24 protein-coding genes are annotated in these 25,335 nt (G+C 69.7%); 12 read left to right on the plus strand and 12 right to left on the minus strand.

Features of this window, described 5'->3' with window-relative positions:
* Positions 1-91 precede the first annotated feature (91 nt).
* The 3 genes from OID54_RS23315 to OID54_RS23325 form a co-directional block, all read right to left on the minus strand.
* On the minus strand, positions 92-787 hold the full coding sequence (locus OID54_RS23315) for a hypothetical protein (RefSeq protein ID WP_329022396.1): 696 nt from the start codon (positions 785-787) through the stop codon (positions 92-94).
* 154 nt (positions 788-941) lie between these two features.
* A complete protein-coding gene (locus OID54_RS23320; protein WP_329022398.1) occupies positions 942-2,186 on the minus strand; it encodes a hypothetical protein in 1,245 nt (414 codons plus the stop codon).
* Complete coding sequence (locus OID54_RS23325) at positions 2,179-2,856, minus strand: RNA polymerase sigma factor (protein ID WP_329022400.1); 678 nt, start codon at positions 2,854-2,856, stop codon at positions 2,179-2,181. Before OID54_RS23325 ends, OID54_RS23320 begins: the two co-directional genes overlap by 8 nt.
* Here OID54_RS23325 and trpS point away from each other — a divergent pair.
* Together trpS and OID54_RS23335 are read left to right on the plus strand one after the other, a co-directional pair.
* Entirely contained in the window at positions 2,855-3,868 is a 1,014-nt protein-coding gene (gene trpS / locus OID54_RS23330; protein WP_329022402.1) for a tryptophan--tRNA ligase, read from the plus strand. The two genes, OID54_RS23325 and trpS, sit on opposite strands and share 2 nt — an antisense overlap.
* Before the next feature lie 314 nt (positions 3,869-4,182).
* Positions 4,183-4,773, plus strand: coding sequence for a 2'-5' RNA ligase family protein (locus tag OID54_RS23335; protein ID WP_329022404.1), 591 nt, complete (start codon positions 4,183-4,185; stop codon positions 4,771-4,773).
* A 136-nt stretch (positions 4,774-4,909) separates the two neighbouring features.
* Here OID54_RS23335 and OID54_RS23340 read toward each other — a convergent pair whose 3' ends face one another.
* Together OID54_RS23340 and OID54_RS23345 are read right to left on the minus strand one after the other, a co-directional pair.
* Positions 4,910-5,665: a decaprenylphospho-beta-D-erythro-pentofuranosid-2-ulose 2-reductase gene (locus tag OID54_RS23340; RefSeq protein WP_329022406.1), complete on the minus strand. Its 756-nt coding sequence runs from the start codon at positions 5,663-5,665 to the stop codon at positions 4,910-4,912.
* 66 nt (positions 5,666-5,731) lie between these two features.
* Positions 5,732-7,021: an FAD-binding oxidoreductase gene (locus OID54_RS23345; RefSeq protein WP_329027726.1), complete on the minus strand. Its 1,290-nt coding sequence runs from the start codon at positions 7,019-7,021 to the stop codon at positions 5,732-5,734.
* A gap of 290 nt (positions 7,022-7,311) precedes the next feature.
* Here OID54_RS23345 and OID54_RS23350 point away from each other — a divergent pair, with 290 nt between their 5' ends.
* From OID54_RS23350 to OID54_RS23365, 4 genes are all read left to right on the plus strand, one after another.
* Complete coding sequence (locus tag OID54_RS23350) at positions 7,312-8,106, plus strand: phosphatase PAP2 family protein (RefSeq protein WP_443055663.1); 795 nt, start codon at positions 7,312-7,314, stop codon at positions 8,104-8,106.
* The gene (locus OID54_RS23355; protein WP_329027730.1) at positions 8,099-9,061 is read left to right on the plus strand and encodes a decaprenyl-phosphate phosphoribosyltransferase; all 963 of its coding nucleotides are present in this window, start codon (positions 8,099-8,101) and stop codon (positions 9,059-9,061) included. The genes OID54_RS23350 and OID54_RS23355 overlap by 8 nt, the downstream gene beginning before the upstream one ends.
* Positions 9,062-9,116: 55 nt before the next feature.
* On the plus strand, positions 9,117-10,019 hold the full coding sequence (locus tag OID54_RS23360) for a YihY/virulence factor BrkB family protein (protein ID WP_329022408.1): 903 nt from the start codon (positions 9,117-9,119) through the stop codon (positions 10,017-10,019).
* Positions 10,020-10,139: 120 nt separating this feature from the next.
* Positions 10,140-10,727: a dihydrofolate reductase family protein gene (locus OID54_RS23365; protein WP_329022410.1), complete on the plus strand. Its 588-nt coding sequence runs from the start codon at positions 10,140-10,142 to the stop codon at positions 10,725-10,727.
* 124 nt (positions 10,728-10,851) lie between these two features.
* Here the strand turns inward: OID54_RS23365 and OID54_RS23370 are convergent, their stop codons facing one another.
* Positions 10,852-12,072, minus strand: a complete 1,221-nt coding sequence (locus OID54_RS23370) for a D-alanyl-D-alanine carboxypeptidase family protein (protein ID WP_329027732.1) — start codon at positions 12,070-12,072, stop codon at positions 10,852-10,854.
* A 145-nt stretch (positions 12,073-12,217) separates the two neighbouring features.
* Here OID54_RS23370 and OID54_RS23375 point away from each other — a divergent pair, with 145 nt between their 5' ends.
* A complete protein-coding gene (locus OID54_RS23375; protein WP_329022412.1) occupies positions 12,218-12,469 on the plus strand; it encodes an SCO4848 family membrane protein in 252 nt (83 codons plus the stop codon).
* A gap of 11 nt (positions 12,470-12,480) precedes the next feature.
* On the plus strand, positions 12,481-13,944 hold the full coding sequence (locus OID54_RS23380; protein ID WP_329022414.1) for a metallophosphoesterase: 1,464 nt from the start codon (positions 12,481-12,483) through the stop codon (positions 13,942-13,944).
* On the opposite strand, the gene OID54_RS23385 is transcribed toward OID54_RS23380, so the two are convergent.
* Entirely contained in the window at positions 13,910-15,592 is a 1,683-nt protein-coding gene (locus OID54_RS23385) for a sensor histidine kinase (RefSeq protein WP_443055788.1), read from the minus strand. The two genes, OID54_RS23380 and OID54_RS23385, sit on opposite strands and share 35 nt — an antisense overlap.
* A gap of 80 nt (positions 15,593-15,672) precedes the next feature.
* Complete coding sequence (locus tag OID54_RS23390; protein ID WP_329022418.1) at positions 15,673-16,380, minus strand: response regulator transcription factor; 708 nt, start codon at positions 16,378-16,380, stop codon at positions 15,673-15,675.
* A 223-nt stretch (positions 16,381-16,603) separates the two neighbouring features.
* On the opposite strand from OID54_RS23390, the gene OID54_RS23395 reads away from it, so the two are divergent.
* A complete protein-coding gene (locus OID54_RS23395) occupies positions 16,604-19,042 on the plus strand; it encodes an MMPL family transporter (protein WP_329027734.1) in 2,439 nt (812 codons plus the stop codon).
* A gap of 77 nt (positions 19,043-19,119) precedes the next feature.
* On the opposite strand, the gene OID54_RS23400 is transcribed toward OID54_RS23395, so the two are convergent.
* The 3 genes from OID54_RS23400 to OID54_RS23410 are packed head-to-tail and all read right to left on the minus strand — an operon-like array spanning position 19,120 to position 20,845.
* Positions 19,120-19,947, minus strand: a complete 828-nt coding sequence (locus tag OID54_RS23400; RefSeq protein WP_329022420.1) for a TetR/AcrR family transcriptional regulator — start codon at positions 19,945-19,947, stop codon at positions 19,120-19,122.
* 9 nt (positions 19,948-19,956) lie between these two features.
* Positions 19,957-20,391: a thiol-disulfide oxidoreductase DCC family protein gene (locus OID54_RS23405; protein ID WP_329022422.1), complete on the minus strand. Its 435-nt coding sequence runs from the start codon at positions 20,389-20,391 to the stop codon at positions 19,957-19,959.
* A 4-nt stretch (positions 20,392-20,395) separates the two neighbouring features.
* Complete coding sequence (locus OID54_RS23410) at positions 20,396-20,845, minus strand: hypothetical protein (RefSeq protein ID WP_329022424.1); 450 nt, start codon at positions 20,843-20,845, stop codon at positions 20,396-20,398.
* A 134-nt stretch (positions 20,846-20,979) separates the two neighbouring features.
* Between OID54_RS23410 and OID54_RS23415 the strand changes: the two genes are divergently transcribed.
* From OID54_RS23415 to OID54_RS23425, 3 genes are read left to right on the plus strand one after another with little or no spacing between them, the layout of a single operon-like run.
* Positions 20,980-21,792: an alpha/beta fold hydrolase gene (locus OID54_RS23415; protein ID WP_329022426.1), complete on the plus strand. Its 813-nt coding sequence runs from the start codon at positions 20,980-20,982 to the stop codon at positions 21,790-21,792.
* Between the two features lie 55 nt (positions 21,793-21,847).
* Positions 21,848-22,144: a hypothetical protein gene (locus OID54_RS23420; RefSeq protein ID WP_329022428.1), complete on the plus strand. Its 297-nt coding sequence runs from the start codon at positions 21,848-21,850 to the stop codon at positions 22,142-22,144.
* A 32-nt stretch (positions 22,145-22,176) separates the two neighbouring features.
* Complete coding sequence (locus OID54_RS23425; protein WP_329022430.1) at positions 22,177-24,624, plus strand: DUF4132 domain-containing protein; 2,448 nt, start codon at positions 22,177-22,179, stop codon at positions 24,622-24,624.
* A 105-nt stretch (positions 24,625-24,729) separates the two neighbouring features.
* Here the strand turns inward: OID54_RS23425 and OID54_RS23430 are convergent, their stop codons facing one another.
* Complete coding sequence (locus OID54_RS23430) at positions 24,730-25,254, minus strand: hypothetical protein (protein ID WP_329022432.1); 525 nt, start codon at positions 25,252-25,254, stop codon at positions 24,730-24,732.
* Between the last annotated feature and the right edge of the window lie 81 nt (positions 25,255-25,335).

Consider the following 25,335-nt stretch of genomic DNA (forward strand, 5'->3'; position numbering starts at 1 on the left):
CCAGTGGTATCGGGTGGCCGGGTCGCCCCCGTTTGACGATCCGGCCACCTGCTGGGCCGCTGAGCCGCCCCCGTGGCGTCTCAGCCGCCCGTCAGCTGACGACAGTCCCGTCCTTCCCGCCCCTTCGTCCGAGGAGCGGGAGGAACCTTCGCCACATCGACAGCAGTGCGGCCGAACCGGCCCCCAGCACCAGGCCCGGTATCGCCCACCACCAGCCCTTCCCGAGGTCCGAGGCGGACCCCGCCGACGCGGCTGCTCCGCCCCCGCTCGACCCGCTGTCCGACATCCGGCCGGTGTCGTCCGCCGCACCACCGTCCACCGCACTTCGGTCGCCCCCGGCTGACGCTCCCCCTGAGGACCCTGAGGACCCTGAGGACCCTGAGGACCCTGAGCCGGGCGCCCCGGGTTTTGGATCCACCGGCTCCACCAGCTTCGGGTTGCCCAACAGCCCCAGCTCCTTGAGCAGCCCGGCAAGCCGGGCAGGCTGCTCCACCTCACGCCAGACACCCTTCATGGGTGGCTCATCGGTCTCCGAGAACGACGAGAGCGTCCAGATGGTGTCGAAGGTCTTGCTCGGATAGAGCCGATCCACCCGCCAGGCCCTGATGTCGTGCACCAACCAGGAGACCTGGACGCCGTATGGCTCCTGCGCCTGCGCACTCAGATGCTCCGGTGGGCTCGCCTGACCGTCCCTCTGCTCGCCCAGCAGCCCGAGCAAGGTCTGATACCTCTCGTCAGCGACGGACAGCGCGGCAGCCCGCTCGAGGTTCGAAGTGGTCAGCAACACGCTCGTCGGTCCACCTGCCAGCGCGCTCGATGCCCATGACCAGCTCATCGCCAAGGCCACGGCCAGCGCGGCAACACATCGCCACAGTCGCATTCTTCCCCCAGAGGTCCGCCCGGTACGGCCCATCCGCACCGCGTCACCTCTGGTACACCGCTCAACCCGATGGGGTTCCCGCTTCTGTGGCATCACTTCGGGGTCGGATGGATTCCGCGATCTCCACGGCTCGGGACAGCGTGGCCACTCCCTCCAGTCGGAGCGTCGTCCGCCGCCCGTCGACCGACCACAGCAGGGTGGGGCCCGCGGTCCGTTCCGTGTGGGTCCAGTCGCCTTGGTCGTCCTGCAACGGCAACCGCAGGAGATGGGGCTCGGAGAACCAGAGCCCGTTGTCGCCGCCCAGGGTCACCCAGGTCGGCATCAACGGCGTCTGCTTGGCGAACCCCACGTCGACGGAGGCCCGGAACTCGTCCAGTCGCACCACCCGCCCCCGCTCGCTCCAGCACAGCGTCAGCACGGAACGCCCGCCGGTCACCTCGGTCAGTGCCACCGCCTGCGGCCTGCCGAGCACCGTGGGCAACTGGGCGCGGAAGCCGGCGCGGCGCTCCGCTTCGGCCAACGGCAGCGGCTTCTCACAGCCCGGAGTCGGTGTGCCGGGGCGTGGTGTCGCCGATGGCTCATGGGTCACCCGCACCCCGCCGAAGCCGAACCAGTCCGCCACCGCAGCCCGCACCGGAGGTGTGAGCACCAGCAAGACCAGCACCCCGGAGAGCACGACCGCCCAGGACCGCCAGCGCAGCAGGGCCCGGCGCCACAACCGCCGTACCCGCCCGGCTCGCTCTGCCCGACCCGCCCGCCATACCCGCCAGGCTCGGCCCAGGGGTCGGCGCGCGGGCCCATCCCCACCATGAGCAGCGCGTGCCGCATGCTGTCGCCCCTGACCGGATGCGCCCTCCAGCTGACCAGCGGATGCGGATGCGGATGCGGATGCGGATGTGGATGAGAACCCGGCGGGACCACACGCTTCGCCAGCAGCCATATCGACGGCAGCCATATCGACGGCAGCCGCATCGGCTGCGGGGTGGGCCGGAGGAGTGAATTCCGCCGAAATGGGCCCGGGTGCGGGCAAGGACACGGACAGGGACAAGGGCACCGATGCAGCCGGGTCTGAGCTCGCCCGCTCGGCGAGGATCCGCGCCAGCACCCGCTCGGCCATCGTCTCGCCGTCCACATCGGGTATCCGCAGACCGCGGCCCAGCACCCGCAGTTCCTGGGCCAACGCCTCCTGCCGCTCGCCCGCCTCCTGCCCAGAGCCAGCCGCCTGCCGCTCGCCGAATTCCCACGCCCCCTGCCGCCCGCTCGCCCGCGCCTGGTCCTTCGGCCCGGGCCGCTCACCCTCAACCATGTCCTTCACCTCCCTTCCCCCCTATCGACCGCCCCAGCTTGGTCAGCGCCCGACTCAGCCGGGACTTCACCGTCCCCCTGGCCACCCCCAGCGCCTCCGCCGTCTCGGCCTCGTCCATCTCCAGCAGATAGCGGTAGGCCACGACCCGGCGCTGCTCCTCACTGAGCTCCTCCAGCGCGGCCAGTAACTCGACGCGCCGCTCATCCGCCACGGCGGCCATGGCCGGGTCCAACGATTCGGGTATCGGCGGTTCGGCGCCCAAGAGCACCGCTTCTCGCCCTGCGAGCGCCCGCAGCCGCACCGCCGAGCGCACTGTGTTCCTCGTCTCATTGACCACGATCTGGAGGAGCCAGGGGCGAAACGCACCGCCCTCCCGGAAGCGGTCCAGCGACTGGTACGCCTTGAGGAAGGAGGTCTGCACCACATCTTCCGCATCGTCGCCTGCACCGAACGCCACTGCCGCCCGCAGCGCCACCTGGGTATGGGCGCGCACCAGCTCCGCGTACGCCTCCGGCTCCCCGGCGCGCACCCGGGCGATCACCGCGCCCTCGTCCAGGATGCCGCGGCCTCCCCTCCGCACCCGCCCCCGTGGGGGACCCTCCCGCGTGCTCACACCTTTGATACACCGCCGACCGGAGATCGGTTCCACACCTGAGAGAATGAGCGACATGGCCGCACTCCGACCCCGTGCTCTCTCCGGCATCCAGCCCACCGCCGGCTCGTTCCACCTCGGTAACTACCTGGGAGCGATCCGCCAGTACGTGGCGCTGCAAGAGACCCATGACGCGTTCTACATGGTCGTCGACCTGCATGCGATCACCGTTCCGCAGGATCCGGCCGAGCTGCGGGCCAACACCCGCCTCGCCGCCGCCCAGCTGCTGGCCGCCGGCCTCGATCCCGAGCGCTGCACCCTCTTCATCCAGAGCCACGTCCCGGAGCACGCCCAGCTCGGTTGGGTGATGAACTGTCTGACGGGCTTCGGCGAGGCGTCCCGGATGACGCAGTTCAAGGACAAGTCGGCCAAGCAGGGCACGGACCGGGCGACCGTGGGTCTGTTCACCTACCCGGTCCTCCAGGTCGCCGACATCCTGCTCTATCAGGCCGATGCGGTACCGGTCGGCGAGGACCAGCGCCAGCACATCGAGCTGACCCGGGACCTCGCCGAGCGCTTCAACACCCGCTTCGGTGACACGTTCACCGTCCCGGCGCCGCACATCGTCAAGGAGGTCGCGAAGATCTACGACCTCCAGGACCCGACGATCAAGATGAGCAAGTCGGCCTCGACGCCCAAGGGCCTGGTCAATCTGCTCGACGAGCCGAGAGCGACCGCTAAGAAGATCAAGAGCGCGGTCACCGACACCGACACCGTGATCCGTTTCGATCCGGTCGACAAGCCCGGTGTCAGCAATCTGCTGACGATCTACTCCACTCTCACCGGCACCACCGTCGCCGCGTTGGAGAAGGAGTACGAGGGCAAGATGTACGGCGCGCTGAAGACGGACCTCGCCGAAGTGATGGTGGAGTTCGTCACTCCGTTCCGTACCCGGACGCAGGCATACCTCGACGACCCCGAGACGTTGGACTCGGTGCTCGCCAAGGGTGCCGAGAAGGCGCGTGCGGTGGCCGCCGAGACCCTGGCCGCGGCCTACGACAAGGTCGGTTTCCTGCCCGCCAAGCACTGAGCGGGCACCGGCGCCCGGCTCGGTTCGCCCCGGTGGCCCCGGCCCCCGTACCGTCGGGTGCGGCGCGAGCCGCGGCCCGCGGGTCGACCGTCGGAAAAGGTCGGTGTTTGACCGCCGGCGGGCGGTATTGCAGCCGCCCGCACCAACCCTGACCAGCCACGGGGCAACCTTGAGGCCGGCCGGCAGCGCCGGGTGTGTCCAACGCCTCTGGTCACATGCACCGTGCAGCCGCCACACTGGCGGCTGCACCACATCCGTCAACAGCTGACGTGCGGATGGACAGCCAGCCCGTACGAGACGATGAGGAGAACGACGTGGGGACCGTAACGCTCGGCGTTTCGATCGCGGTCCCGGAGCCCTACGGCAGCCTGCTCCAAGAGCGGCGTGTGGGCTTCGGTGACCCCGCCGCACATGGGATTCCCACGCACATCACCCTCCTGCCGCCGACCGAGGCGGACCCCGCGCTGCTGCCCGCCATCGAGGCCCACCTCACAGAGATCGCCCGCGCCGGTCGACCGTTCCCGATGCGCCTGTGCGGTACGGGCACCTTCCGCCCCGTGTCGCCCGTGGTCTTCATCCAGGTGGTCGAGGGCGCGGCGGCCTGCTCCTGGTTGCAGAAGCGGGTGCGGGACGACTCCGGGCCGCTGGTGCGCGAGCTCCAGTTCTCGTACCACCCGCACGTGACGGTGGCGCACGCCATCTCCGAAGAGGCGATGGACCGCGCCTATGCGGAGCTGGCGGAGTTCGAGGCGGCTTGGACGTGCGCCTCCTTCGCCCTCTACGAACAGGGTGCGGACGGTGTGTGGCGCAAGCTGCACGAGTACGCGTTCGGCGGTGGCATCGGATCCGTGCCGGCCCAGGGCTCCCCGGTCGACGAGCCGGCCACGGCGCCCTCCACCTCGTAACGTCCCCGGGGGACGCTGCGACCCCGCCGCACCCACCGGGTGCCCCTGACGCGGTGGACTGCCCCGGCACTGGGTCAAGATCACCCGGTCGAATTCACACGGTTGAGCTCGCAGGGTCGAGATCACACGGCGGACATCAGAGGGGCAGTCGGCGAAAGAGGCCGCGCGGCGCGTGCCGCAGGGCCGTCATCACCACCCTCAGCACCCCCGGCACCCAGATGGCCTCGCTCCTGCGCCGCAGTCCCAGCTCCACGGCCGTGGCGACCGCCTCGGGGGTGGTGGCGAGGGGTGCCTCGGGCATACCGGCCGTCATACGGGTCCGTACGAACCCGGGGCGCACCACCATGACGTGGACCCCGGTGCCGTGGAGTGCGTCCCCGAGGCCCTGGGCGAAGGCGTCCAGACCGGCTTTGCTGGAGCCGTAGATGAAGTTGGTGCGGCGGGCGCGTTCGCCCGCGACTGACGAGAGCACCACCAGCGAGCCGTGCCCCTGGTTCTGGAGGGCCACCGCGCAGATCAGTCCGGCCGAGACGGCGCCCGTGTAGTTGGTCTGGGCGACGCGGACCGCGGCCGGGGGGTCGCCCTCGTCGTTCGCCTGGTCGCCGAGGACCCCGAACGCGAGCAGCACCAGGTCGATGTCCCCCTCGGCGAAGACCTTTCCGAGTACCTCTTCGTGCGGAACCGGGTCGAGTGCATCGAAGGGCACGGTGCGCACCTCTGCGCCGAGCGTGCGCAGCGAGCCGGCCGCGGCCTCCAACTCGGGGGAGGGCCGGCCGGCCAACCAGACCGTACGGACGCGGCGGGCGATCATCCGCCGGGCGACGGCCAGCCCGATCTCCGATGTGCCGCCGAGGACGAGGAGGGACTGCGGGGTGCCGAAGGCGTCCTTCATGCCGGATGACTCCTTGGGGTGTGTTCTGACTGCTGGATCGGGGCAGGGCGCGGAACGGCCGCGGTGTCAGAGGGCGAGGCGACGAGCCAGGTCGGAGCTGAAGACCCCCTGCGGGTCCAGTCGGGCTCGTAGTTCGCGGAAGTCCGCGAGCCGCGGATACATGCCGTCGAGGAGTTCGGGGCGGAGCCGGGAGTCCTTGGCGAGGTAGATCCGTCCGCCCGCCGCCGCGACCTCCTCGTCGAGTTCGTCGAGGAAGTCGCCCAGACCGTCCAGCCCGGCGGGAACGTCCAGCGCGAGCGTCCAGCCGGGCATGGGGAAGGAGAGCCAGCCGGGGTCCGCCGCGCCGAAGCGCTTCAGCACGGCGAGGAAGGAGGGGCAGCCCCGTTCGGCGATGCGTCGGACGATGCGCCGCAGGGCTTCCTCCTGGCCGTGGCCGACCACGAACTGGTACTGGACGAATCCGTCGGGGCCGTAGATCCGGTTCCAGTGCGGTACGGCGTCCAGGGGGTGGAAGAACCTGGTCAGCGGCTGGAGTTCGGCTCTGCGGGACCGTGGTGCCCGGTGGTACCAGAAGGCGTTGAAGAGTCCCACCGAGGTTCGGTTGAGCAGTCCCCGCGGTACGTGGGCGGGGGGTGCGGGCAGCCGTCCCGGACGGAAGGCCAGTGGTGTCCGTCGGGCCCGGGCGTCCAACGCGTCCAGTGGGGCGTGCTCCCCGCGGGTGAGGACCGCACGTCCGAGGGATCGGCCGCGGGCGAGGAGGTCGATCCAGGCGACGGAGTAGCGGTAGCGGTGGTCGTCGGTGGTGAGTCTGGACAGCAGATCGTCCAGGTCGGTGGCGCGCTCGGTGTCCACCGCCACCAAGGAGGTCTCCACCCGGTGCAGCCGTACGGTCGCGGACAGGACCACTCCGGTGAGTCCCATGCCGCCCGCCGTGGCGTCGAAGAGGGCGGTGCCGGGCCGAACGGTCTGGATCTCGCCGTCGGCGGTCAGCAGGTCGATGGATTCCACATGGCGCGAGAAGGAGCCGCTGACGTGGTGGTTCTTGCCGTGGATGTCCGCACCGAACGCGCCTCCCACGGTCACTTGTCGGGTGCCGGGTGTCACCGGGACGAACCAGCCGAGCGGGAGCAGCACCTCCATCAGTTGGTGCAGGCTCACTCCGGCGTCACAGGTCACGGTTCCGCTGTGCGTGTCGATGCCGTGGATGCGGGCGAGAGCGGTCATGTCGAGCACACAGCCGCCGGCGTTCTGGGCGGCGTCGCCGTAGGCACGCCCGAGACCTCGTGCGATCCCGCCCCGCGCGCCCAGGCTCCGGACCACTGCCGCGGTCTGCTCGGCGGAGCGCGGACGCACCATCCGTGCGGTGGTCGGTGCCGTACGTCCCCAGCCGCTCAGTCGGACGAACGGATCGGCCTCGTCGAGGAGGCTCGATGGGGTGCCGGTGTCCACGAAGCCGTCGGGCGGAGCGGGGTCAGAGGGAGTGTCGACAGACATAGCGTCGACCGTATAGCCGGTTATGCCCGCATTTTCGTAGTGTCTTGCTGACTCGCCGAAATGGGTGATTAAACGAGTGTCATCAAAGAATGGCGTGAAAACTGGGCGATCGCCCAGAAGAGTCGCCCCTGGTTCATGGGAAGGGGTGGTGGATGACCGACGCAGTGGACACCGGATGTGCCGGACACGCCGAGGCGGACCGCGGCCGGGCTGCGACCGATGGTGGATGGCTGGCCGCCGATCGACGGCTGCTGTCCGCGATGCGGGAGTGCGGCGCCCAGCCGGAGATCGCCGCGGTCGCCCGAGCGCTCTCCTTCGTCGGTGAACACGGCGCGCTCTGGCTCGCCGCCGGCCTGGTGCACGCGGCAGTGGACCGGAAACGCCGGAGGGCGTGGCTCCGGGCGACGGTCGTGGTCGGCGGGGCGCATCTCGTGAGCGTGGGCGTCAAACGGGTGGTGCGCAGAGCACGCCCCGGCGCGACTTCTTACCCACCTGCGCCGAACGGAACGGAAGCCGGCGCCCCGGGGCGCAGGTGGCAAGAAGACGCCTGTGCCTCCGGTACCACCCATACCGCCCGTGCCTCCAGTACTGCCCGTACCGCCTGTGCCGTCCGCCCGGGTGTGTACGCCTCGAAGCGGGACGACGCGCAGCGGTCGTCCGGGCCATCCGCATGGCCACCCCTGGTGAGCACCGCAGGCCGCTACTCCTTCCCCAGTTCCCACGCCACCTCGGCCGCCGCGGCTGCCGTAGCCTTCGGCGCCCTGCTGCCCGCGGCGCGGCGGCTGCTGCCCCCGGTCGCTGCCGCCATGTGCGTCTCCCGGCTCGTCGTCGGCGTCCACTACCCCACCGACATCGCCGCAGGTGCCGCGCTCGGCGGGCTCGCCGCCCACCTCGGACACCGTTGGACGCTCCGCCCCCTCGCCGTGGGAGGAGGGCATGATGAATGAACCCGGCACCGCCCTGCTGGTACGGCCCGAGCGGGGGTCCAGGCGCTCGCCCGCGCCGCCCCGCGGCGGTCTGCTGGCCGGGCTGCTGAGGACCGCCAGACCCCGGCAGTGGGTCAAGAACCTGCTGGTCCTCGCCGCGCCCGCCGCCGCGGGCGAACTGGATTCCCGATCCACGGCGGCCCGGCTCGCGGTCGTCTTTGTCCTCTTCACCGCTGCCGCGGCGGCCGTCTATCTGATCAACGATGCCCGGGACGCTGAAGCGGACCGCGCCCATCCGGTCAAGTGTCGCCGCCCGGTCGCCGCCGGGCTGGTGCCCGTACAGCTGGCCTACGTCGTCGGCGCACTCCTCGCCGCCCTCGCCGTGGCGGGCGCCGCCGCCTTCTGCAACGCCATGACCGGGGCGCTGATCACCGCGTACCTCTCCATGCAACTCGCCTACTGCATCTGGCTGAAACACGTACTCGTCGTCGATATGGCCGTCGTCACCACCGGCTTTCTGCTGCGTGCCATGACCGGAGGAGTGGCACTCGACATTCCGCTCTCCCGGTGGTTCCTGATCACCACGGGGTTCGGAGCGCTGTTCATGGTGGCGGCCAAGCGCTACTCGGAAGCCGTGCAGATGGACGGCAGGGGCGGCGGCAAGGGCGCGACCAGGGCCCTGCTGAGCGAGTACACCACCGGCTATCTGCGTTTCGTCTGGCAGCTCGCGGCCTCGGTCGCCGTACTCGCCTACTGCCTCTGGGCCCTGGAGAACGGCGTCCCGAACGAGTCCGCACTGCTGCCCTGGCGGCAACTCTCGATGATCGCCTTCATCCTCGCGGTCCTGCGGTACGCCGTGTTCGCCGATCGCGGGACGGCCGGTGAACCCGAGGACGTGGTGCTGGGCGACCGGGCGCTGGCGGTGATCGGTCTGGTGTGGGCCGCGATGTATGCGTGCGCAGTCGCCGGACTGTGATCTTCCGATGCATGATCCGGCCACTGCCGACGGCAACGGAGGGTAGGCGTAGGCCATGGATTGGTTGACCAAGCTCCCCGTCGTCGGGCCCACCGTCGTCCGGCTGATGCAGACGCACGCCTGGCGTTCCTACGAGACGCTGGAACGAGTGCACTGGACCCGGCTCGCCGCGGCCATCACCTTCCTGAGTTTCCTGGCGCTCTTCCCGCTGATCACGGTCGCCGCCGCAGTCGGGGCCGCACTGCTCAGCGACGACCAGCTCGGCAAGCTGGAGGACAAGGTCAGCGAGCAGGTGCCGGGCATTTCCGAACAGCTCAACATCGACTCGCTGGTGGCCAATGCCGGCACGGTCGGTCTGGTCGCCGGTGCGCTGCTGCTGCTGACCGGCATCGGCTGGGTCGGCGCCATGCGGGACTGTCTGCGCGCCGTGTGGGGGACCGACGACGAGGACGAGGGCAACCCCTTCGTCCGCAAGGCCAAGGACGCGGGCGTACTGCTGGGTCTCGGCGCGACCGCGCTGGTCTCCCTCGGCGCCTCTGCGCTCGGCTCCAGCGCGGTGGGCTGGACGGCGGATCGGCTCGGCCTCGACAAGGACGGCGCCTGGGGAGTGCTGCTGTCCGTCGTGGCGATCGCCATCGCCGTCCTCGCGGACTTCCTGATGCTGCTCTATCTGCTCACCCTGCTACCAGGTGCCCAGCCCGAGCGGCGCCGACTGATCGTGGCCGGGCTGATCGGCGCCGTCGGATTCGAACTGCTGAAGCTGCTCCTGAGCGGCTATATGGCGGGTGTGGCGTCCAAGAGCATGTACGGGGCCTTCGGCGTACCGATCGCCCTGCTGCTGTGGATCAACTTCACGGCGAAACTGCTGCTGTTCTGTGCGGCCTGGACGGCGACCCCCAGCAGGAGTTCGGCGATCGTGGCGGACATCGAGGGACCGAAGGCACCGCGGGCGACCTGAAGGCCGTCCCAGAAGGATGCGTGCGACCCCATCTCGCCGGCCCTCCGCCGCAACCGATGAATTCCGCTCCCGTGCCTGGTCAACCTCGGTGGAGCAGGAACACACAGATGGGAGCAGCACATGGGACAGCTGGTCGTGGTCAACTTCGTATCGTTGGACGGCGTCACGCAGTCGGTCCTCTCGGCCGACGAGGACCGGGACGGTGGGTTCGATCGGGGTGGTTGGGTGCTGCCCTATGTCGACGAGGTGGTGGAGCGGTTCATGAGCGGGGCCACGGCTGGTGCCGGAGCCCTGCTGCTGGGCCGTAGGACGTATGAGATCTTCGCGGCCACATGGCCGTACGCCGATATGAACGACCCCGCGGTGGCCGCGATGAACGCGATGCCCAAGTACGTGGCCTCCCGCACAGTCAGGGATCTGACGTGGGCGAACTCCACCGTCCTCGGTGCCGATCTGGCGGCGGAGGTCAGCCGCATCAAGGCCGCGTCCGAGCGCGAGACGGTGGTGTTGGGCAGCGGGGGACTGCTCGGGACCCTGATCGAACACGACCTCGTCGATGAGTACCGGCTGCTGGTCTTTCCGCTGGTCCTGGGCGGCGGGAAGCAACTCTTCGCCGACGGCCAGAGCGCCCGCCGTCTGACGCTGACCGCGACGCAGCCGACACCGTCCGGCGTCTTGATCAACACATATCGCCGCGCTGAAGGCTGAGGGCCTCTCCGCCAGGCCCTTCACCAGGCCCCTTCACCAGGCCCCTTCACCAGGTCCCTTCACCAGGCCGGGAACCCGCCCCCGGACCGGGACTCCTTCGAGGGCCGCCTGACCGGGCCCCCGGTCACCCCCGGTGGGAGGGCCAGCGCCGGTTCACCACGAAGAACGCACCGGCGAGCGCCACCAGCACACCGCCCACGATCGCCAGGGCGATCCCGACGCCCCCGGAGGACTCCTCCCGGGCGATGGCCACCGGCTTCGCCTGCGTACCGTCCTTCCCCGGGCCGGCGCCGACCGCCTCCTTGAGGCGTGCCGAGCGCGGCGGCACCAGCTCGCCGACCGGGGTGACCTTCCCACCGGCCGCGAAACCCCAGTCGAGCAGTCGGGCGGTCTCCTTGTAGACGGCCTGGCTCTCATCCGATTCGGGGTTCATGACGGTGACCAGCAGCACCTTTCCGCCCCGTTCGGCGACCCCGGTGAACGTCGAACCCGCATGGGTGGTGTTGCCGTTCTTGACGCCCGCGATCCCCGGGTACGGGGTGACGCCGTCCTCACCGGTCAGCAGTCGGTTGGTGTTCTGGATCTCGAAGGTCTCGCGCTTGTTCCCGTCCATCTCGCCCGGGAACTGGGCGCGGACGGTGGCGGCGTAGTCCCGGAAGTCCTTCTTCTGCATTCCGTTGCGCGCGATGAGCGTCAGGTCGTACGCGGAGGAGACCTGGCCGGCGGCGTCATAGCCGTCGGGTGAGGCGACCCGGGTGTCCAGCGCCTGCAACTCCTCCGCGTGGGCCTGCATGTCCTGGACGGTCTTGGGGATGCCGCCGTTCATGGCCGACAGGACGTGGACGGCGTCATTGCCGGAACGGAGGAAGACTCCCAGCCAGAGGTCGTTGACGGTGTAGGTGAGCTCCTCCTTCACCCCGACGAGACTGCTGTTGGTGCCGACCTCGGAGAGTTCGGCGGCGGAGACCTTGTGGGTGGCCTCCTTCGGCAGTTTCGGCAGCAGGGTGTCGGCGAAGAGCATCTTGATCGTCGAGGCCGGTGGCAGTCGCCAGTGGGCGTTGTGGGACGCGAGTACGGCCCCGCTCTCGGCGTCCGCCACGATCCAGGACCTGCTGCTGATGTCCTTGGGGAGCACGGGCGCACCCGTGCCGAGGTTGACCTGGGTGCCCGCCTTGCCGAGTTGCGCCCCGCCGACCGTGGACATCACCGACGGGGGATTCGGCTGCTTGCGCGCCTTGCCGTCGGTCGTACGCTCATGAGTGTCCGCAGCGGCGGGCGCGGCGACGAGCAGCGGCAGCAGCGAGGCGGCGGTGACCGCCGACGCGGTCCGGCGCACGGCCTTCATCGTGATCATCTTCAAAGCAGGCACGTGCGTGAAATTACAGTGCTGATCAGAAAATATGCTTATCGGGTTGATGACTCGCCGGGAACGCCGCCGAGACGGCCCACCCCACCCACCTCGACCGATGAACGGCAGCGATACTGGACGGATGAAGCTCAACCGCCCCACATCCTGGTTCCTGCTCGCGTTCGGGGTGTGGAGCTGGTTCATCTGGGTCACCTTCGTCAAAAACCTTTGGCAGGACGGCAGCGGACTCGCCTTCGACGACGCGGGCGATCCCACGGGCTACTTCTGGGTTCATCTGCTGCTCGCCATCACGTCCTTCCTTCTGGGGACGGTCGTAGGACTCATCGGGTTGCGTGGGGTCCGCGCCTTGCGGCGCGAAGAACGCGAAGAATAGGGGAGCTTTCTGTGATCGTGGTCGTCGTGCTCGTCTTCGTGGCGGTGCTCGCCCTCCTGGCAGGCGCGCACTGGTACGTCTGGCGGAGATTGGTCCGCGACACCACACAGGCCCGTGGCGTGGCCCGTGGAGTGGGTACCGTCGCCCTCTGGGTGCTGCCGCTGCTCTCCTTCGGAGCGCTGGTGGCAGGCCGCGCGGGCGCGCCTTTTTGGCTGGAAAGGGTGGTGGCCTGGCCGGGGTACCTGTGGCTGGCGGTGCTGCTCTATCTGGTGCTCGCCCTGCTGGTGGGGGAAGTCGTCCGAGCGGTGTGGCTTCGTCGTTCCCGTGGGTCTCAGCAGCCCCAGCAGCTTCGGGGAGCGGGTGCCTCCGCGGCACCCTCCCCGATCGATGCGCCGCCATCGAACCAGGAACCCGCGGTGGTCACCGTGCCGCCATCGGAACCCGCCACCAACACCAGCACCGAGAGCGGCACCACCGCACTCCCGTCCTCGGGCAGGACCCACACCGAGAACGCCCCGGCCGCCGCCTCCGCGGCAACGGACACCCCGTCATCCGTACGGGGTACGGGGGCCGGCGACACCGACACCTCCGCTGATCGAGCACCCACCCACGAGGTCAAGCCCGCCACCACTCCCGACGACCCCCGTACCGTCTCCCGGCGCCTCTTCGTCTCCCGGGTCGTCGGTGGCGGTGCCGCCGTCGCCGCGCTCGGCACGGTCGGGCACGGCGCCTACGGGGTGCTGCGCGGTCCCAAGATCAAACGGGTGACCGTTCCGCTCGCCAAGCTGCCCAGGTCCGCGCACGGCTTCCGCATCGCCGTCGTCAGCGACATCCACCTCGGGCCCATACTCGGCCGTGCCCACACCCAACGGATCGTGGACACCATCAACGCCGCGTCCCCCGATCTCGTCGCCGTCGTCGGCGACATGGTCGACGGCAGCGTCGCCGACCTCGGGTCCGCGGCCGAGCCCTTGAACCAGCTCCGGGCCCGGCACGGCTCGTTCTTCGTCACCGGGAACCACGAGTACTTCTCCGGGGCGGAGGAGTGGGTCGACCATGTGCGGGAACTCGGGCTGCGCCCGCTGGAGAACGAGCGCGTCGAGATCGCCGGATTCGACCTCGCGGGAGTCGACGACATCGAGGGCGAGAAGTTCGGCAGGGGGCCCGACTTCCGCAAGGCCCTCGGCGACCGTGACAGCGCCCGGGCCGCCGTCCTGCTGGCCCACCAGCCCGTGGTCATCCACGACGCCGTGGAACACGGGGTCGACCTCCAGCTCTCCGGTCACACCCACGGCGGCCAACTCTGGCCCGGCAACCATCTGGCCGCGCTCGCCAATCCGACCGTCGCCGGCCTTGAGCGGTACGGCGACACCCAGCTCTATGTGACCCGCGGCGCCGGCGCCTGGGGGCCGCCCGTGCGGGTCGGCGCCTCATCCGACATCACCGTGGTGCAGTTGGCGTCCCGCCAGGCGTGACCGTGTCGGTGTAGGACGGCGGCGCGTGGGAGGCACCGGCGGTGGCCGCGGGGAGCAGCACCGTCACGGCCAACCCCCGGCCCCGCGCCGTCCGCACCGACACCTCACCCCCGTGGGACGCGACGACGGCCTGCACGATCGCCATGCCGAGCCCACTGCCGGGAGGCTGCGGCCGTTCCCGCCAGCCCTCGCCGACGGTTGCATCGTCACCCGTCGCCGGCGGGACCTCCCCGGAAACCAACGCATCGGCGGCCACCTCGGCGGCCCCGACCGATCGACCCGCAGCTGTCCCCACAGCCGTCCCGTCAGCCGATCCCGTCTCCCGTACCGCTGCTTCCCGTACCGCTGTCTCCCGCTCCTCCGCCTCCCTCGTGGCCGCTGTCGCTCCCGCGGCCCGGAAGAAGCGGTCGAAGATCCGGTCCGCGTCCTGAGCCGCCATCCCCGGGCCCTCGTCGGCAACGGTCAGCCGCACCCACCCGGGGCGATCGCCCCCGCCCGGCTGCCGCGCCAACTCCAGCCGTACCCGGGCGGTGACCGGCGTGTGCGCCCGTACGTTCCCCAATAGGTTCCCCACGATCTGACGCAGTGCGGACTCATCGCCCTGCACCGCCAACCGCCCTGATGCGCTCAGGGCGACGGGCCGGTCCGGCTGCTGCGCCCGCAGATCGTCGGCCCCGTCCCGTACCAGTTGTGCCAGATCCACCGGGGCCATCCGCAGCGGGGCCTGCCGGTCCAGTCGGGCCAGTGTCAGCAGCTCCTCGACCAGTCGGCCCATCCGGTCCGCTTCGGCGTTCATCCGGGCCAGCGCCCGGGAACGCTCCACCGGGCCGCGCAGCATCCCCCGGTCGTACAACTGGAGGTAGCCGCGTATCGCGGACAGCGGGGTGCGCAGTTCGTGCGAGGCGTCGGCGACGAACCGGCGCAGTTGGGCCGCGCTGCGCTCCCGGGTCTCAAAGGCCGATTCCACCTGGTGAAGCATGGAGTTGAGCGCGACCCGCAGTTGCTCGATCTCGGTCGCCGTGGGGGAGTCGGCCGGCACCCGGCGGGTTAGATCGCCCTCCGCTATGGCGGACGCCGTCTCCACCATGTCCTCCAGCGGACGGAGCCTGCGCCTGGCCCAGCCCATGGTGACCAGGGCCAGCAGCACCAGCAGCAGCACACCGAAGACGATGTCGAACTTGAGCGCCTTGCGCAGGGCGTTGTGCATCGCGCCCGTGCTGGTCGCCATCAACACGATCGTGCCGTCGGCCAGCCGGGCGCCGACCACCCGGTAGGGCTCCCCGTTGACCTGGATGTCCCGGACCGCGCTGGAACGGCTGAGGGCGGACGGATCGGCGACGGCCGAGGCGATGGCGCGCTGGCGGGAGGTGGGCTCGATCCCGGCGAACGAGGTGGGCTGCCCCCGGTCATCGAGCGCCACGATCATGGTGTCGGAGCGAGGCAGCCCGGACTGCCGGTCGCCGGGTGCGAACTGCTCCAGCAGGGTGCCGAGGGCCCTGAGCGATTCGACTTCCTTCTGGGTGAAGCCGGTTCGCTCCAGGGCGTTGCGGTTGCCGACGAGTTCGGTGTCGACCCGGTCGATGAGGAAGTGCTGCATCCCCATCAGGCTGACGGCGGTCGCCACGGTGATGCCGAGGGCCAGCAGCATGACGTTGACGGCCGTCAGTTTGGCGCGCAGGGAGTGCGGCGCGTGCCGGTGCCCACGCCGGGTCCCGCTGGCTGTCCCCTTCACGAGAGCCCGTACCCCACGCCCCGACGGGTGGTGATCAACGGTGGCCCGAGCGGGTCGAGCTTGCGCCGTAGATAGCTGATGTACGTCTCCACCACGGTCGACTCCGCTTCGTGCTCGTAGCTCCAGACGTGCCGCAGCAGTTGGTCCTTGGGAACCACCCGTCCACCGTTGCGCACCAGGAACCGCAACAGGGCGTACTCGGTGGGTGTGAGTTGTACGGAACGCCCCCCGCGCCGCACGGCGTACGTCGTCTCGTCCAACTCCAGGTCCCCGTACCGCAGTGGAGGCGGTACGGACAGCACATCGGCCGGTCGGGTGCGCCTCAGTACGGCGGTGACCCGCGCCACCACCTCGTCGACGTTGAATGGTTTGGTGATGTAGTCGTCACCGAAGCCCAACGCCCCCACGATCTCCGCGGGTGCGTCCCGGGCCGTGAGGAAGACGATCGCCGTGTCCGGGTGCAACGCACGCATCTCGCGCCCCAGCACCCGGCCGTCACCGTCGGGGAGCATCACATCGAGCAGGGCCGCGTCCGGTCTGGCCCGGCTGGCCAACCACTGCGCCTGGCGCACACTGCCCGCCGTCATCACCTCGAACCGGTGGTACCTCAGGGCGATGGACAGCACATCGGCGATGCTCGGCTCGTCCTCCACGATCAGGACCGTCGCCCCGGCGCAGTCCCCGCCCCGCTCCTCCTGGCTCATTCCGCCCCCTCCCGACCCGATGAACCCCGGGCCGTTGCCTCTGTCCCATCGATCCAGGTCGATGGGGATCTCAGTATCGGCACCTCGGGCGGGTGAGGGGCCGTTCGATGCCTGGGAGTTCCTTGTGAGTCAGGGACGAATCCCGCCATGACCGCACCGCACGGCCGATTCTGTAGCCACTCGGGGGCTGGGGATCGACGAAGGAGCAGTGATCGTGACGGCGTTGGCACGGTGGTGCTATCGGCATCGGCTGGTGGTTCTGGTGTTGTGGGTGGGGGCGCTGTTGGGCCTGGGGGTGGCCGGAACCGCCGCGGGCACTCACTACTCGAATGTCTTCAGCCTTCCCGACACCGACTCCAAGAAGGCGCTCGACCTGCTGGTCAAGGCGTTCCCGGAGCGGTCGGGGGACCAGAACACCCTGGTGTGGCGGGTGCAGGACGGCTCGGTGCGGGACGCCCCCGTACGGCAGCGACTGGAGCCTGCCCTCCGGGAGATCGCGGGGATGCGCGGGGTCGGCGAGGTCATCAGTCCCTACGCACCCGAAGGCGCGATCCAGATCAGCACGGACGGGCGGACCGCGTACGCCCAGATCACCTTCGTCGACCAGGCGGACGCGGTGCCCAAGGCGCTCGTCCAGGACGTCGTGGACCTCACCGAGGCGGCGGCGGGCGACGGATTGCAGACGGAGATCGGCGGACAGGCCGTCAAACGCATCCAGGAACCGCCGATGGGCACCGCGGAACTCGTGGGTCTCGGAGCCGCTGCCGTCGTGCTCTTCCTGGCGTTCGGCTCCCTCTTCGCGATGGCATTGCCCCTGGTCGTCGCCGTGTTCGCGGTCGGTACGGCGATGATGGCGACGATCCTGCTCAGCCATGTGACGGACGTGCCCGAGGTGGGCCCGCTGCTCGGCTCGCTCATCGGGCTCGGGGTCGGCATCGACTACGCGCTGTTCATCGTCACCCGGCACCGCAAGGGGCTTCTTCGCGGCATGGAGCCGGAGGAGTCCGCGGTCAATGCGCTCAACACCTCTGGGCGCGCGGTGCTGTTCGCAGGCGGGACGGTGTGCATCGCGCTCGCCGGCATGCTCGTGATGAACCTCCGCTTCCTGGACGGTGTGGTGATCGCCACCTCGCTCACCGTCGTCCTGAGCGTCCTGGCCGCCGTGACCCTGCTGCCCGCGCTCATGGGGGTGCTCGGACCGAAGGTGCTCAGCCGTCGGCAGCGTCAGCGGTTGGCCGCGAACGGGCCCGCGCCCGCCGAGGCGAGCGGTCTCGCCGCCCGCTGGTCAGCGATGGTCCAGCGTCGGCCGCGAGCGATCGGCGCGGTGGCGCTGCTGGTGATGGTGGCCCTGGCGATCCCGGTGTTCTCGCTCCGGCTGGGCGCGACCGACCAGGGCAATCACCCGGAGGAATCGACGACGCGCCAGGCGTACGACCTGCTGGCCGACGGCTTCGGCCCCGGCTTCAACGGGCCGCTGCAACTGGTCGCCGACGGTGTCGAACCCCGGGCCGTCCAAGAACTCGTGCAACAGGTGAGCAAGACCGAGGGCGTGGCCTTCGCCGCGGCGCTGCCGTCACAGCCGGGCTCGGGGCTGACGGTGATCCAGGTGGTGCCGACGACGTCACCGCAGTCCGAGGAGACCGACCGACTGATCGACGTCCTACGGGAGGACGTCATCGCCGAGTCTGGTGAGAAGGTCCACGTCGGCGGGGTCACGGCCGTCTTCAAGGACTTCGCGGCCGTGACCAGCGAGCGGCTTCCGTACTTCGTCGCCACGATCATCGTGCTCGGCTTCGTCCTCCTGATGATCGCCTTCCGATCGATCCTCGTGCCGCTGACCGCCGCGGTGATGAACCTGATCGCCGCAGCCGCATCCTTCGGGGTGCTGGTGGCGATCTTCCAATGGGGCTACGGAACCGAACTTCTCGGCATCGGCAAGGAAGGGCCGATCACTGCGTTCCTCCCGGTCATCATGTTGTCCCTGCTCTTCGGACTCTCCATGGACTACCAGGTCTTCCTGGTCAGCCGGATGCACGAGGAGTGGGTGCACACCAAGGACAACGCCCGGGCCGTGCGGGTGGGACTGGCCGAGACCAGCCGGGTCATCAACTGCGCCGCCCTGATCATGATCTGTGTCTTCGGTGCCTTCGTCCTCAGCGGTGACATGGAGGCGGGCATGGCCGGCGTGGGGCTGGCGGTCGCGGTGGCTCTGGATGCGTTCCTGCTGCGGACGGCGCTGGTTCCGGCCGTGATGCATCTGCTCGGACGGTCCAACTGGTGGTTGCCGGCCGTACTGGAGGCTCGACTTCCCCATCTGGCGGTGGAACCGGGAGACGCCCTGCCCGACGAACCGGCGTCGGCCTCCCGTACGGCGGCGCCCACGACCGGCTCGACCGGCTCGGTCGTGCACGGGCTCGTCCACACCGGGCGGGGCGAGCCGGTGATGGGCGGTGTGCTCACGCTGGAGTCACCCGACGGCGCACGGATCGACCGGGTGGTGTCGCTGGCCGACGGCTCGTACATCCTCTCGGCTCCCGAGGGGGGCGCCCACCTTCTGACGGTCACATCGACCGGGCACGAACAGTGGGTGAGGCACGTCGTCGTCGGCGATGAGCCCCTGGTGCAGGACGTGGTGCTGGCCCCGGTGGGCGCTCGCCACTGAGGAGCAACGGAAAACCGCAGGAGCCACGAAGGAGCCGCTGAGAAGTAGCCGAGGAGGGGAGTGGCCGGGCGGGCCGGTCACTCCTCCCGGTCGGTGCCCGTCCCGATGTCCGTCCCGGTGTCCGCCCTGGTGTCCGGGGCGGGCGCCTTCCCCCTCGGCGCGGATGCGGTCCGTCGGCGCGGGGCGGGGGCCTTCTCCTTGCGGGCAGCCACGTTCTGCGCCATCCCGGGCAGCAGGTCCGTCAGCAGTTCGTGCACATCGTGGACGAGGGGCCGCAGCACCCGGAAGCGGGCGAGGGTGATGCCCCGGGCGGTGACCCGCGCACCGCGCACCGCCAGTTGTCTGCTGCGCTCGTGCCCCTCCGAGCGGTCGAAGACCCAGTAGAGGACGAGCCCCATCTGGGAGAGCCACATCAGCTCGGGGAAGGCATCGGCCAACTCATCGGGGACCTTGGCCTTGGCGCCGGCGAGCGTCTGGCGGTGGACGTCGATGGCCTCCTCGCGGGCGGGCTCCGACTCCGGTGAGAACGGGCTGAGCGGGCTGTCCGGGTCGGCCGCGTTCTTGAAGAACTGGGCCGCGAACTCGTGGTACGGCTCCGCGATGTCCAGCCAGGCCAGCAGCACCCCCGCGAGCCTGGCCTCCAACTTGGTCTCCCGCTCCAGCACCGGCCGGACGGCGGCCTGGTGCTCGGCCGCGATCCGGTCGTAGAAGCCCTGGATGAGGTGCTCTTTGGAGGAGAAGTAGTAGTAGGCGTTGCCTACGGAAACCCCCGCTTCCTTGGCGATGGCCCGCATGGTCGTCTTGTCGTAGCCGCGCTCCTGGAACAGCCGGAGCGCGGTTTCGAGGATGAGCGTCCGGGTCTGTTCGCTCTTCGGGATGCTCTTGGGGGACTTCTCTTCACTCACGGTGCGAGCCTAGCCGGGCAGTTCGCACTGGTCGTCGCAGGCTGCCTGCCCGGAACCGTTGCCCGGACCCGCACCGGAGAGCTCGCGGTACTTGGCGGCGGCGAGCATGGTGCCGCGGACGAAGGGCGCTCCGCTCGGGGTGGCGAGCCAGTGGGCCTTCGGGCGGTGCTCGGCGAGCGCCCACAGACAGACGATCCATGCCGCGGATCCGCTGAAGATCTGGCCCTGGTCGCCGATGACGGTGATCTCCCGCTGGGTGCGGGCGTGGTCGAGTTCGGGGAACAGCCGCTGCGCCTCCACGGATCCGGCGGGCACCAGGCGCAGCGGTACGAGTTGGGGTTGGCCCTTGAGCCAGTGCCGCAGATGGACGCAGAGGGAGCAGTTGGCGTCGTAGAGGACGGTCAGCGAGGCGATCGGGGCGTTGGGACGGGGCTGGCTGGCCATGGGGTCACGCTCCGGCCCTGGCACGGCCGCCGTCGTTGGGGGGCGGGGTGCGGTCGGCCGGGTTGGTCCAGCCCTGCGGGCTCACCGGCGGGATCTGCTCGCGCTCCATCACACCGCGCCTGCGGATCTTGTTGAGGACGTAGACGTTGCCGAGGTGCATCACACCGAGGACCAGCAGCACCACGCCGAGCTTCACCGAGAGGGCGTCGAAGAGTTCCCGGGCGTTGTCGACGGTTTCGGCGACCCGCAGGTAGAGGGCGACGAAGCCCAGGTTCACCAAGTAGAAGCCGACGACGAGGAGATGGTTCACGGCTTCGGCCAACTTCTCGTTGCCGTGCATGACGTCCGACAGGAAGATCCGCCCGTTCTTGCTGAGCGTGCGGGCCACCCAGATCGTCAGGGCCACGCTGATCAGCAGATAGACGATGTACGCGACCACATTGAGGTCGTCCATGCCACACGCTCCTTGAACACGTTCAAAAGTGCTGACGGGATTGAATGTAGACCTGTTTTTGAACATGTTCAAGTGAGTCTGGTGAGTGGAAAACTCAAGAGCGCCGACCTAGGTGTGGGCTTAATGTCAGCCCGGTGAACCTGACATATGACCTGGCCGGCACCGGCCCCACCGTTCTGCTCCTGCACTCCACCGTCTGCGACCGCCGCATGTGGGACCCCCAATGGCAGGCCCTCGTAGACGCGGGCTGGCAGGTCATCCGCTGCGACTTCCGTGGGTACGGGGAGACTCCCGCGGGTCGCGGCCCCTACAGCGACGCGGACGACGTCCTGGCGCTCCTGGACGAACTCCACATCGACCAGGCCGCGCTGGTCGGCTCCTCCTACGGCGGGCGGATCGCCCTGGAGACCGCGGCCCTGGCCCCCAAGCGGGTCACCGCCCTCGCCCTGCTCTGTGCCGGGCTGCCCGACATGGGTGCCAGCCCCGAACTCGTCGCGTTCGACGAGAGGGAGACGGAACTCTTCGAGGCCAACGATCTGTCCGGCGCGGCTGAACTCAACGGCCGCACCTGGCTCGGCCCCGACGCGAGCCCCGCGGCCCACTCAGCGGTGCGCCAGATGCAGCAGCACGCCTTCGAGGTGCAGGACGCAGCCGCCCATGAACACGGTGAGCACTACGGCGACCGGGACTTCGACCCCCAGACCCTCACCGCGGTGACCGCGCCCGCGCTCGTCGCCTTCGGCGCCCACGACCTGCCCGACTTCCGTGCCACCGCGCGCCGTCTGGCCTCGCTGCTCCCCTCGGCCGAACTAAGGGAGTTGGCCTGGGCCGGTCATCTGCCCGCACTGGAACGCCCGGACGAGACCACCGGGCTGCTGCTGGACTTCCTGCGCACGCACCACCGCCCCGAGCCCGCCCGGACGGCTCCACCTGTCGACCGCCCCTGACCGGGGCGCCCCACTCCGATCGGCGTTGTCAGTGGGCCCGACTACCGTCGTTCGCATGGGACTGGTGACCTTCGTCGACGAGACGACAACAGGTGAACGACTGGGCTCCGTGGGCGTCGTGGTCGCCGAGGAGCGGCTGCCGCTCGGGGAGCTCATTCGACGACGGGTGAGACAGGAGGCCCCCGGCGATGACGTGGACGCCGCCTGCGAGCGCGCCATCAAGGCATTCGGCCGCAACGGCTTCCTGGTGCTCGTGGGAGAGCGGCAGATATCCGAGCTCGACGAGGTCGTCTGTCTCGCGAAGACGACCGAAGTCACCTTCCTCAAGCTCGTTCCCCTGGTCGGTGGCTGATGCAGAACTGGCAATCGGCTTACGCCGACATCATGGCCGTCCGCGCGGCCATCGCCGCGGGGGACCTTCCCGAGCTCGCCGACCTGCTCGTCCAGATCGGCACCCGGGAGAGCAACCAATGGCCGGGCGACCGGGCCTCCATGCTCAAACGGACGAGTGAACTGCCCGAAGACCAGCGCCAGGAGCTGGCCCGGCACTGGATCAGCCGCTATCACGAGGGGGCCGACACCGCAGTGGCCCTCAGCGTCATGATCACTCTGATCCGTACCGCCGACCCCGGCGCCGAACTGCTCGAAGTCGAGCGCCAGGAGCGGATCGAGCGCCTCTCCCAGGACACCGACTGCTACGACGCCCACCAGTTGGTGGAGCTCATCCGAGCCGAGCAGAAGGCAGGCCGCCGCCTGCCCGGGCCCTTCGTCGCCATGGTCCGACGCTCCCGACTGGCCGCCTACTGGTCCGAGGACCCTCTCGACGACATCCTTGGTGAGCTGACCGAGCCCGTGCTCAACCCGGGCGAGGCATGGGCGGACCGAGCCCTCGCCGACGCCGCGACCTGGGGGGAGCCCGGGCGACTGCTGCTCCAGCGGCTCCTGGCAGCCAGGTCCGCGAAACCCACCCGTGCGTGGGAGCGGGCCGTCCGCGCCCTGGTGGCGGAGATCGGCCCGGGGACCGTCCGGACCGCGGCGCTGGCCTGGTTGGGACTGGTCGGCAGCCCCCGGACGCTCCCGCTCAGAATCAGGTACGGATCGGACCAGGAGTACGACGCCTACAACGCCGACGCACTGCGCGGTCTCGCTTGGCTCGCCTCCCTGGTGGAACCGGGGCAGGACACCGTGCGTGCCCTGGGCGCACTGGTCACGACCTCGTTGCGCAAGCTCCCCGACATAGGACCCAGGAGCCCCAAGGTCGCCAATGCGGCCGTCGTCGCGCTCTCCCGCACGGAAGGCGAAGCAGCCCTCGCCGAACTGGCCCGACTGTCCACCCGGGTCGTCTACAAGCCCACGCTGAAGATGATCGGCACCGCCCTCGACTCACGCGCGGAGGACGCCGGCATCTCCCGGGAGGAGATCGAGGAGCTCAGCACCCCCACGTACGGACTGACCACGGTCGGGCGCGGTGAGCGGGCCGTCGGGGACGCCACCGCCCTGCTGGAGGTGCGCGGAAGCAAGACACTGCTCTCCTGGCGGACCGCCGCGGGACGGATCGTGAAGAGCCCGCCCGCCGCGGTCAAGAGCGCCTTCGCGGAGGAGGTCAAGGAGATCAGGGCCGCCGCCAAGGACATCGACAAGATGCTCACCGCACAGTCCGAGCGGCTGGACCGACAGTTCCTCGCCCGCCGCAGCTGGCCGCAGGGCCGTTGGCGCGAACGCATCCTGGACCACCCACTGGTGGGGACGCTCGCGCGCAGACTGATCTGGACCGTCGACGGTGTGAGCGCCGCCCTGGACGGCACGGAACTGCGCACGGCCGACGGCGAGCGGGTGAGTGCCGACCCGAGCGCGACCGTCACCCTCTGGCACCCGGTGGGACGCCCCGATGCCGAAGCCGCGGCCTGGCGGCACTGGTTGGAGGACCGGGAGATCACCCAGCCGTTCAAGCAGGCCCACCGGGAGACCTACCCCCTCACCGACGTCGAGCGCACCACCGGGAACTACTCCAACCGCTTCGCCGGCCACTTCCTACGGCAGTACCAGTTCCACGCACTGGCCGCGGCCCGCGGATGGACCTCCAAGCTGAGACTGTGCGTCGACGACGTCGCACCGCCCCCCTACAAGGAACTGCCCCTGTGGGGGCTGCGCGCCGAGTTCTGGATCGAGAGCGTGGGCGGCCCGGAGGACGGCGACCTCAGCTCCTCGGGCGCCTACCAGCGCATCGCCACCGATCAGGTCCGCTTCTACCCCCTGGAAGCCGCGCACAACTGGGCCCACGTCGGTGGTGGCGCCTATGCGCAGCGCGCCTACTGGCGCAAGGACGGGGCTCCGATACTCGACCCGCTGCCGCTGCACGCCGTACCCGAACTGGTCCTCTCCGAAGTCCTGCGGGACGTGGACCTCTTCGTCGGCGTGGCGTCCGTCGGCAACGACCCCACCTGGCAGGACGGCGGACCGGGCGGCCACTTTCGCGACTACTGGCAGTCCTTCGCCTTCGGTGACCTGTCCCGCACCGCCCAGGCGCGCGGCGAACTGCTCACCCGACTGCTTCCCCGGCTCGCGATCGGAGACCGCTGCACCGTGGAGGGTCGGTTCCTCCACGTGCGGGGCGAACTCCACACGTACCGCATCCATCTGGGGTCGGGAAACATCCTGATCGCTCCGATGGACCGCTACCTCTGCATCGTGCCGGGGGCCCGGGTCGGTGCGACGGACAGCGGATATCTGCCGTTCGAGGGGGACAACACCCTCGCGGTGATTCTCAGCAAGGCGATGCTGCTGGCCAACGATAAGGAGATCACCGACCCGACGATCACCACCCAGCTGTGACACCTGCCCCGAGCGGGCGGCCTGGGGCCGGGAGCGGACATGGGTGGGGGCAGACGCCCGAAGGCCGTCTGCCCCCACCCACACAAGCTCCCCCGTACGGTGCCGCTAGAGACTGCTCACCGAGCGGGCGTAGTTGATCTGCCCCATGATCTCCTGGAACGCATAGGGGCTGTGCACCGGAATCATCGTCGCGTGGTGCTTGCCCCCGCTCGCCACCGTCACCTGGACGAAGCCCGTCGTCTTGCGCTCCTTGATCAGCAGGAAGAGCAGACCCAACAGACAGGCCAGGGCGAAGACGATCGCCAGCACCACCGCGTACGTCGGAATCTTCTCCTCGGTGCGCGACATGTCCGTGGCGTTCCAGACGGCGCCCCTCAGCGGCATCGGCCCGGCCGGCGTGATGATCGACTCGCTCATCACCGTGATGTCACCGATCGCCAACAGCGGGGTCCCGCCCGTCGGCGGACCGTGCACGGGCACCGGGACCCCTGCCGGCTGGGTCTGGGAGTAGCCCGCAGGCTGGTGCGGGTAGCCGTATCCCGGAGTGTCATGTGGGTATCCATAGGGCTGTGTGGGCCCCCACTGGTACTCGGGCTCGCCCTCCGCCGCGTATGGATTCGGCTCGGTCATCTTGGTTTCCCCGCTTCCCGCTGCAACACATACAGACGTTCCCACGATCCTGCCAGGTCTCGCCGCACTCGGTGAAGTCCG

Origin of the sequence: Streptomyces sp. NBC_00690 (genome assembly GCF_036226685.1) — a bacterium.
Lineage (GTDB): Bacteria > Actinomycetota > Actinomycetes > Streptomycetales > Streptomycetaceae > Streptomyces.

Coding starts and splice junctions, on each gene's coding strand:
- OID54_RS23320 (WP_329022398.1), bottom strand. CDS start 2,186: ATGGTTGAGGGTGAGCGGCCCGGGCCGAAGGACCAGGCGCGGGCGAGC.
- trpS (WP_329022402.1), top strand. CDS start 2,855: ATGGCCGCACTCCGACCCCGTGCTCTCTCCGGCATCCAGCCCACCGCC.
- OID54_RS23325 (WP_329022400.1), bottom strand. CDS start 2,856: ATGTCGCTCATTCTCTCAGGTGTGGAACCGATCTCCGGTCGGCGGTGT.
- OID54_RS23340 (WP_329022406.1), bottom strand. CDS start 5,665: ATGAAGGACGCCTTCGGCACCCCGCAGTCCCTCCTCGTCCTCGGCGGC.
- OID54_RS23345 (WP_329027726.1), bottom strand. CDS start 7,021: ATGGTGCGTCCGCGCTCCGCCGAGCAGACCGCGGCAGTGGTCCGGAGC.
- OID54_RS23350 (WP_443055663.1), top strand. CDS start 7,312: ATGACCGACGCAGTGGACACCGGATGTGCCGGACACGCCGAGGCGGAC.
- OID54_RS23355 (WP_329027730.1), top strand. CDS start 8,099: ATGAATGAACCCGGCACCGCCCTGCTGGTACGGCCCGAGCGGGGGTCC.
- OID54_RS23360 (WP_329022408.1), top strand. CDS start 9,117: ATGGATTGGTTGACCAAGCTCCCCGTCGTCGGGCCCACCGTCGTCCGG.
- OID54_RS23365 (WP_329022410.1), top strand. CDS start 10,140: ATGGGACAGCTGGTCGTGGTCAACTTCGTATCGTTGGACGGCGTCACG.
- OID54_RS23370 (WP_329027732.1), bottom strand. CDS start 12,072: ATGAAGGCCGTGCGCCGGACCGCGTCGGCGGTCACCGCCGCCTCGCTG.
- OID54_RS23375 (WP_329022412.1), top strand. CDS start 12,218: ATGAAGCTCAACCGCCCCACATCCTGGTTCCTGCTCGCGTTCGGGGTG.
- OID54_RS23385 (WP_443055788.1), bottom strand. CDS start 15,592: ATGCTGCTGGCCCTCGGCATCACCGTGGCGACCGCCGTCAGCCTGATG.
- OID54_RS23390 (WP_329022418.1), bottom strand. CDS start 16,380: ATGAGCCAGGAGGAGCGGGGCGGGGACTGCGCCGGGGCGACGGTCCTG.
- OID54_RS23405 (WP_329022422.1), bottom strand. CDS start 20,391: ATGGCCAGCCAGCCCCGTCCCAACGCCCCGATCGCCTCGCTGACCGTC.
- OID54_RS23410 (WP_329022424.1), bottom strand. CDS start 20,845: ATGGACGACCTCAATGTGGTCGCGTACATCGTCTATCTGCTGATCAGC.
- OID54_RS23420 (WP_329022428.1), top strand. CDS start 21,848: ATGGGACTGGTGACCTTCGTCGACGAGACGACAACAGGTGAACGACTG.
- OID54_RS23425 (WP_329022430.1), top strand. CDS start 22,177: ATGGCCGTCCGCGCGGCCATCGCCGCGGGGGACCTTCCCGAGCTCGCC.
- OID54_RS23430 (WP_329022432.1), bottom strand. CDS start 25,254: ATGACCGAGCCGAATCCATACGCGGCGGAGGGCGAGCCCGAGTACCAG.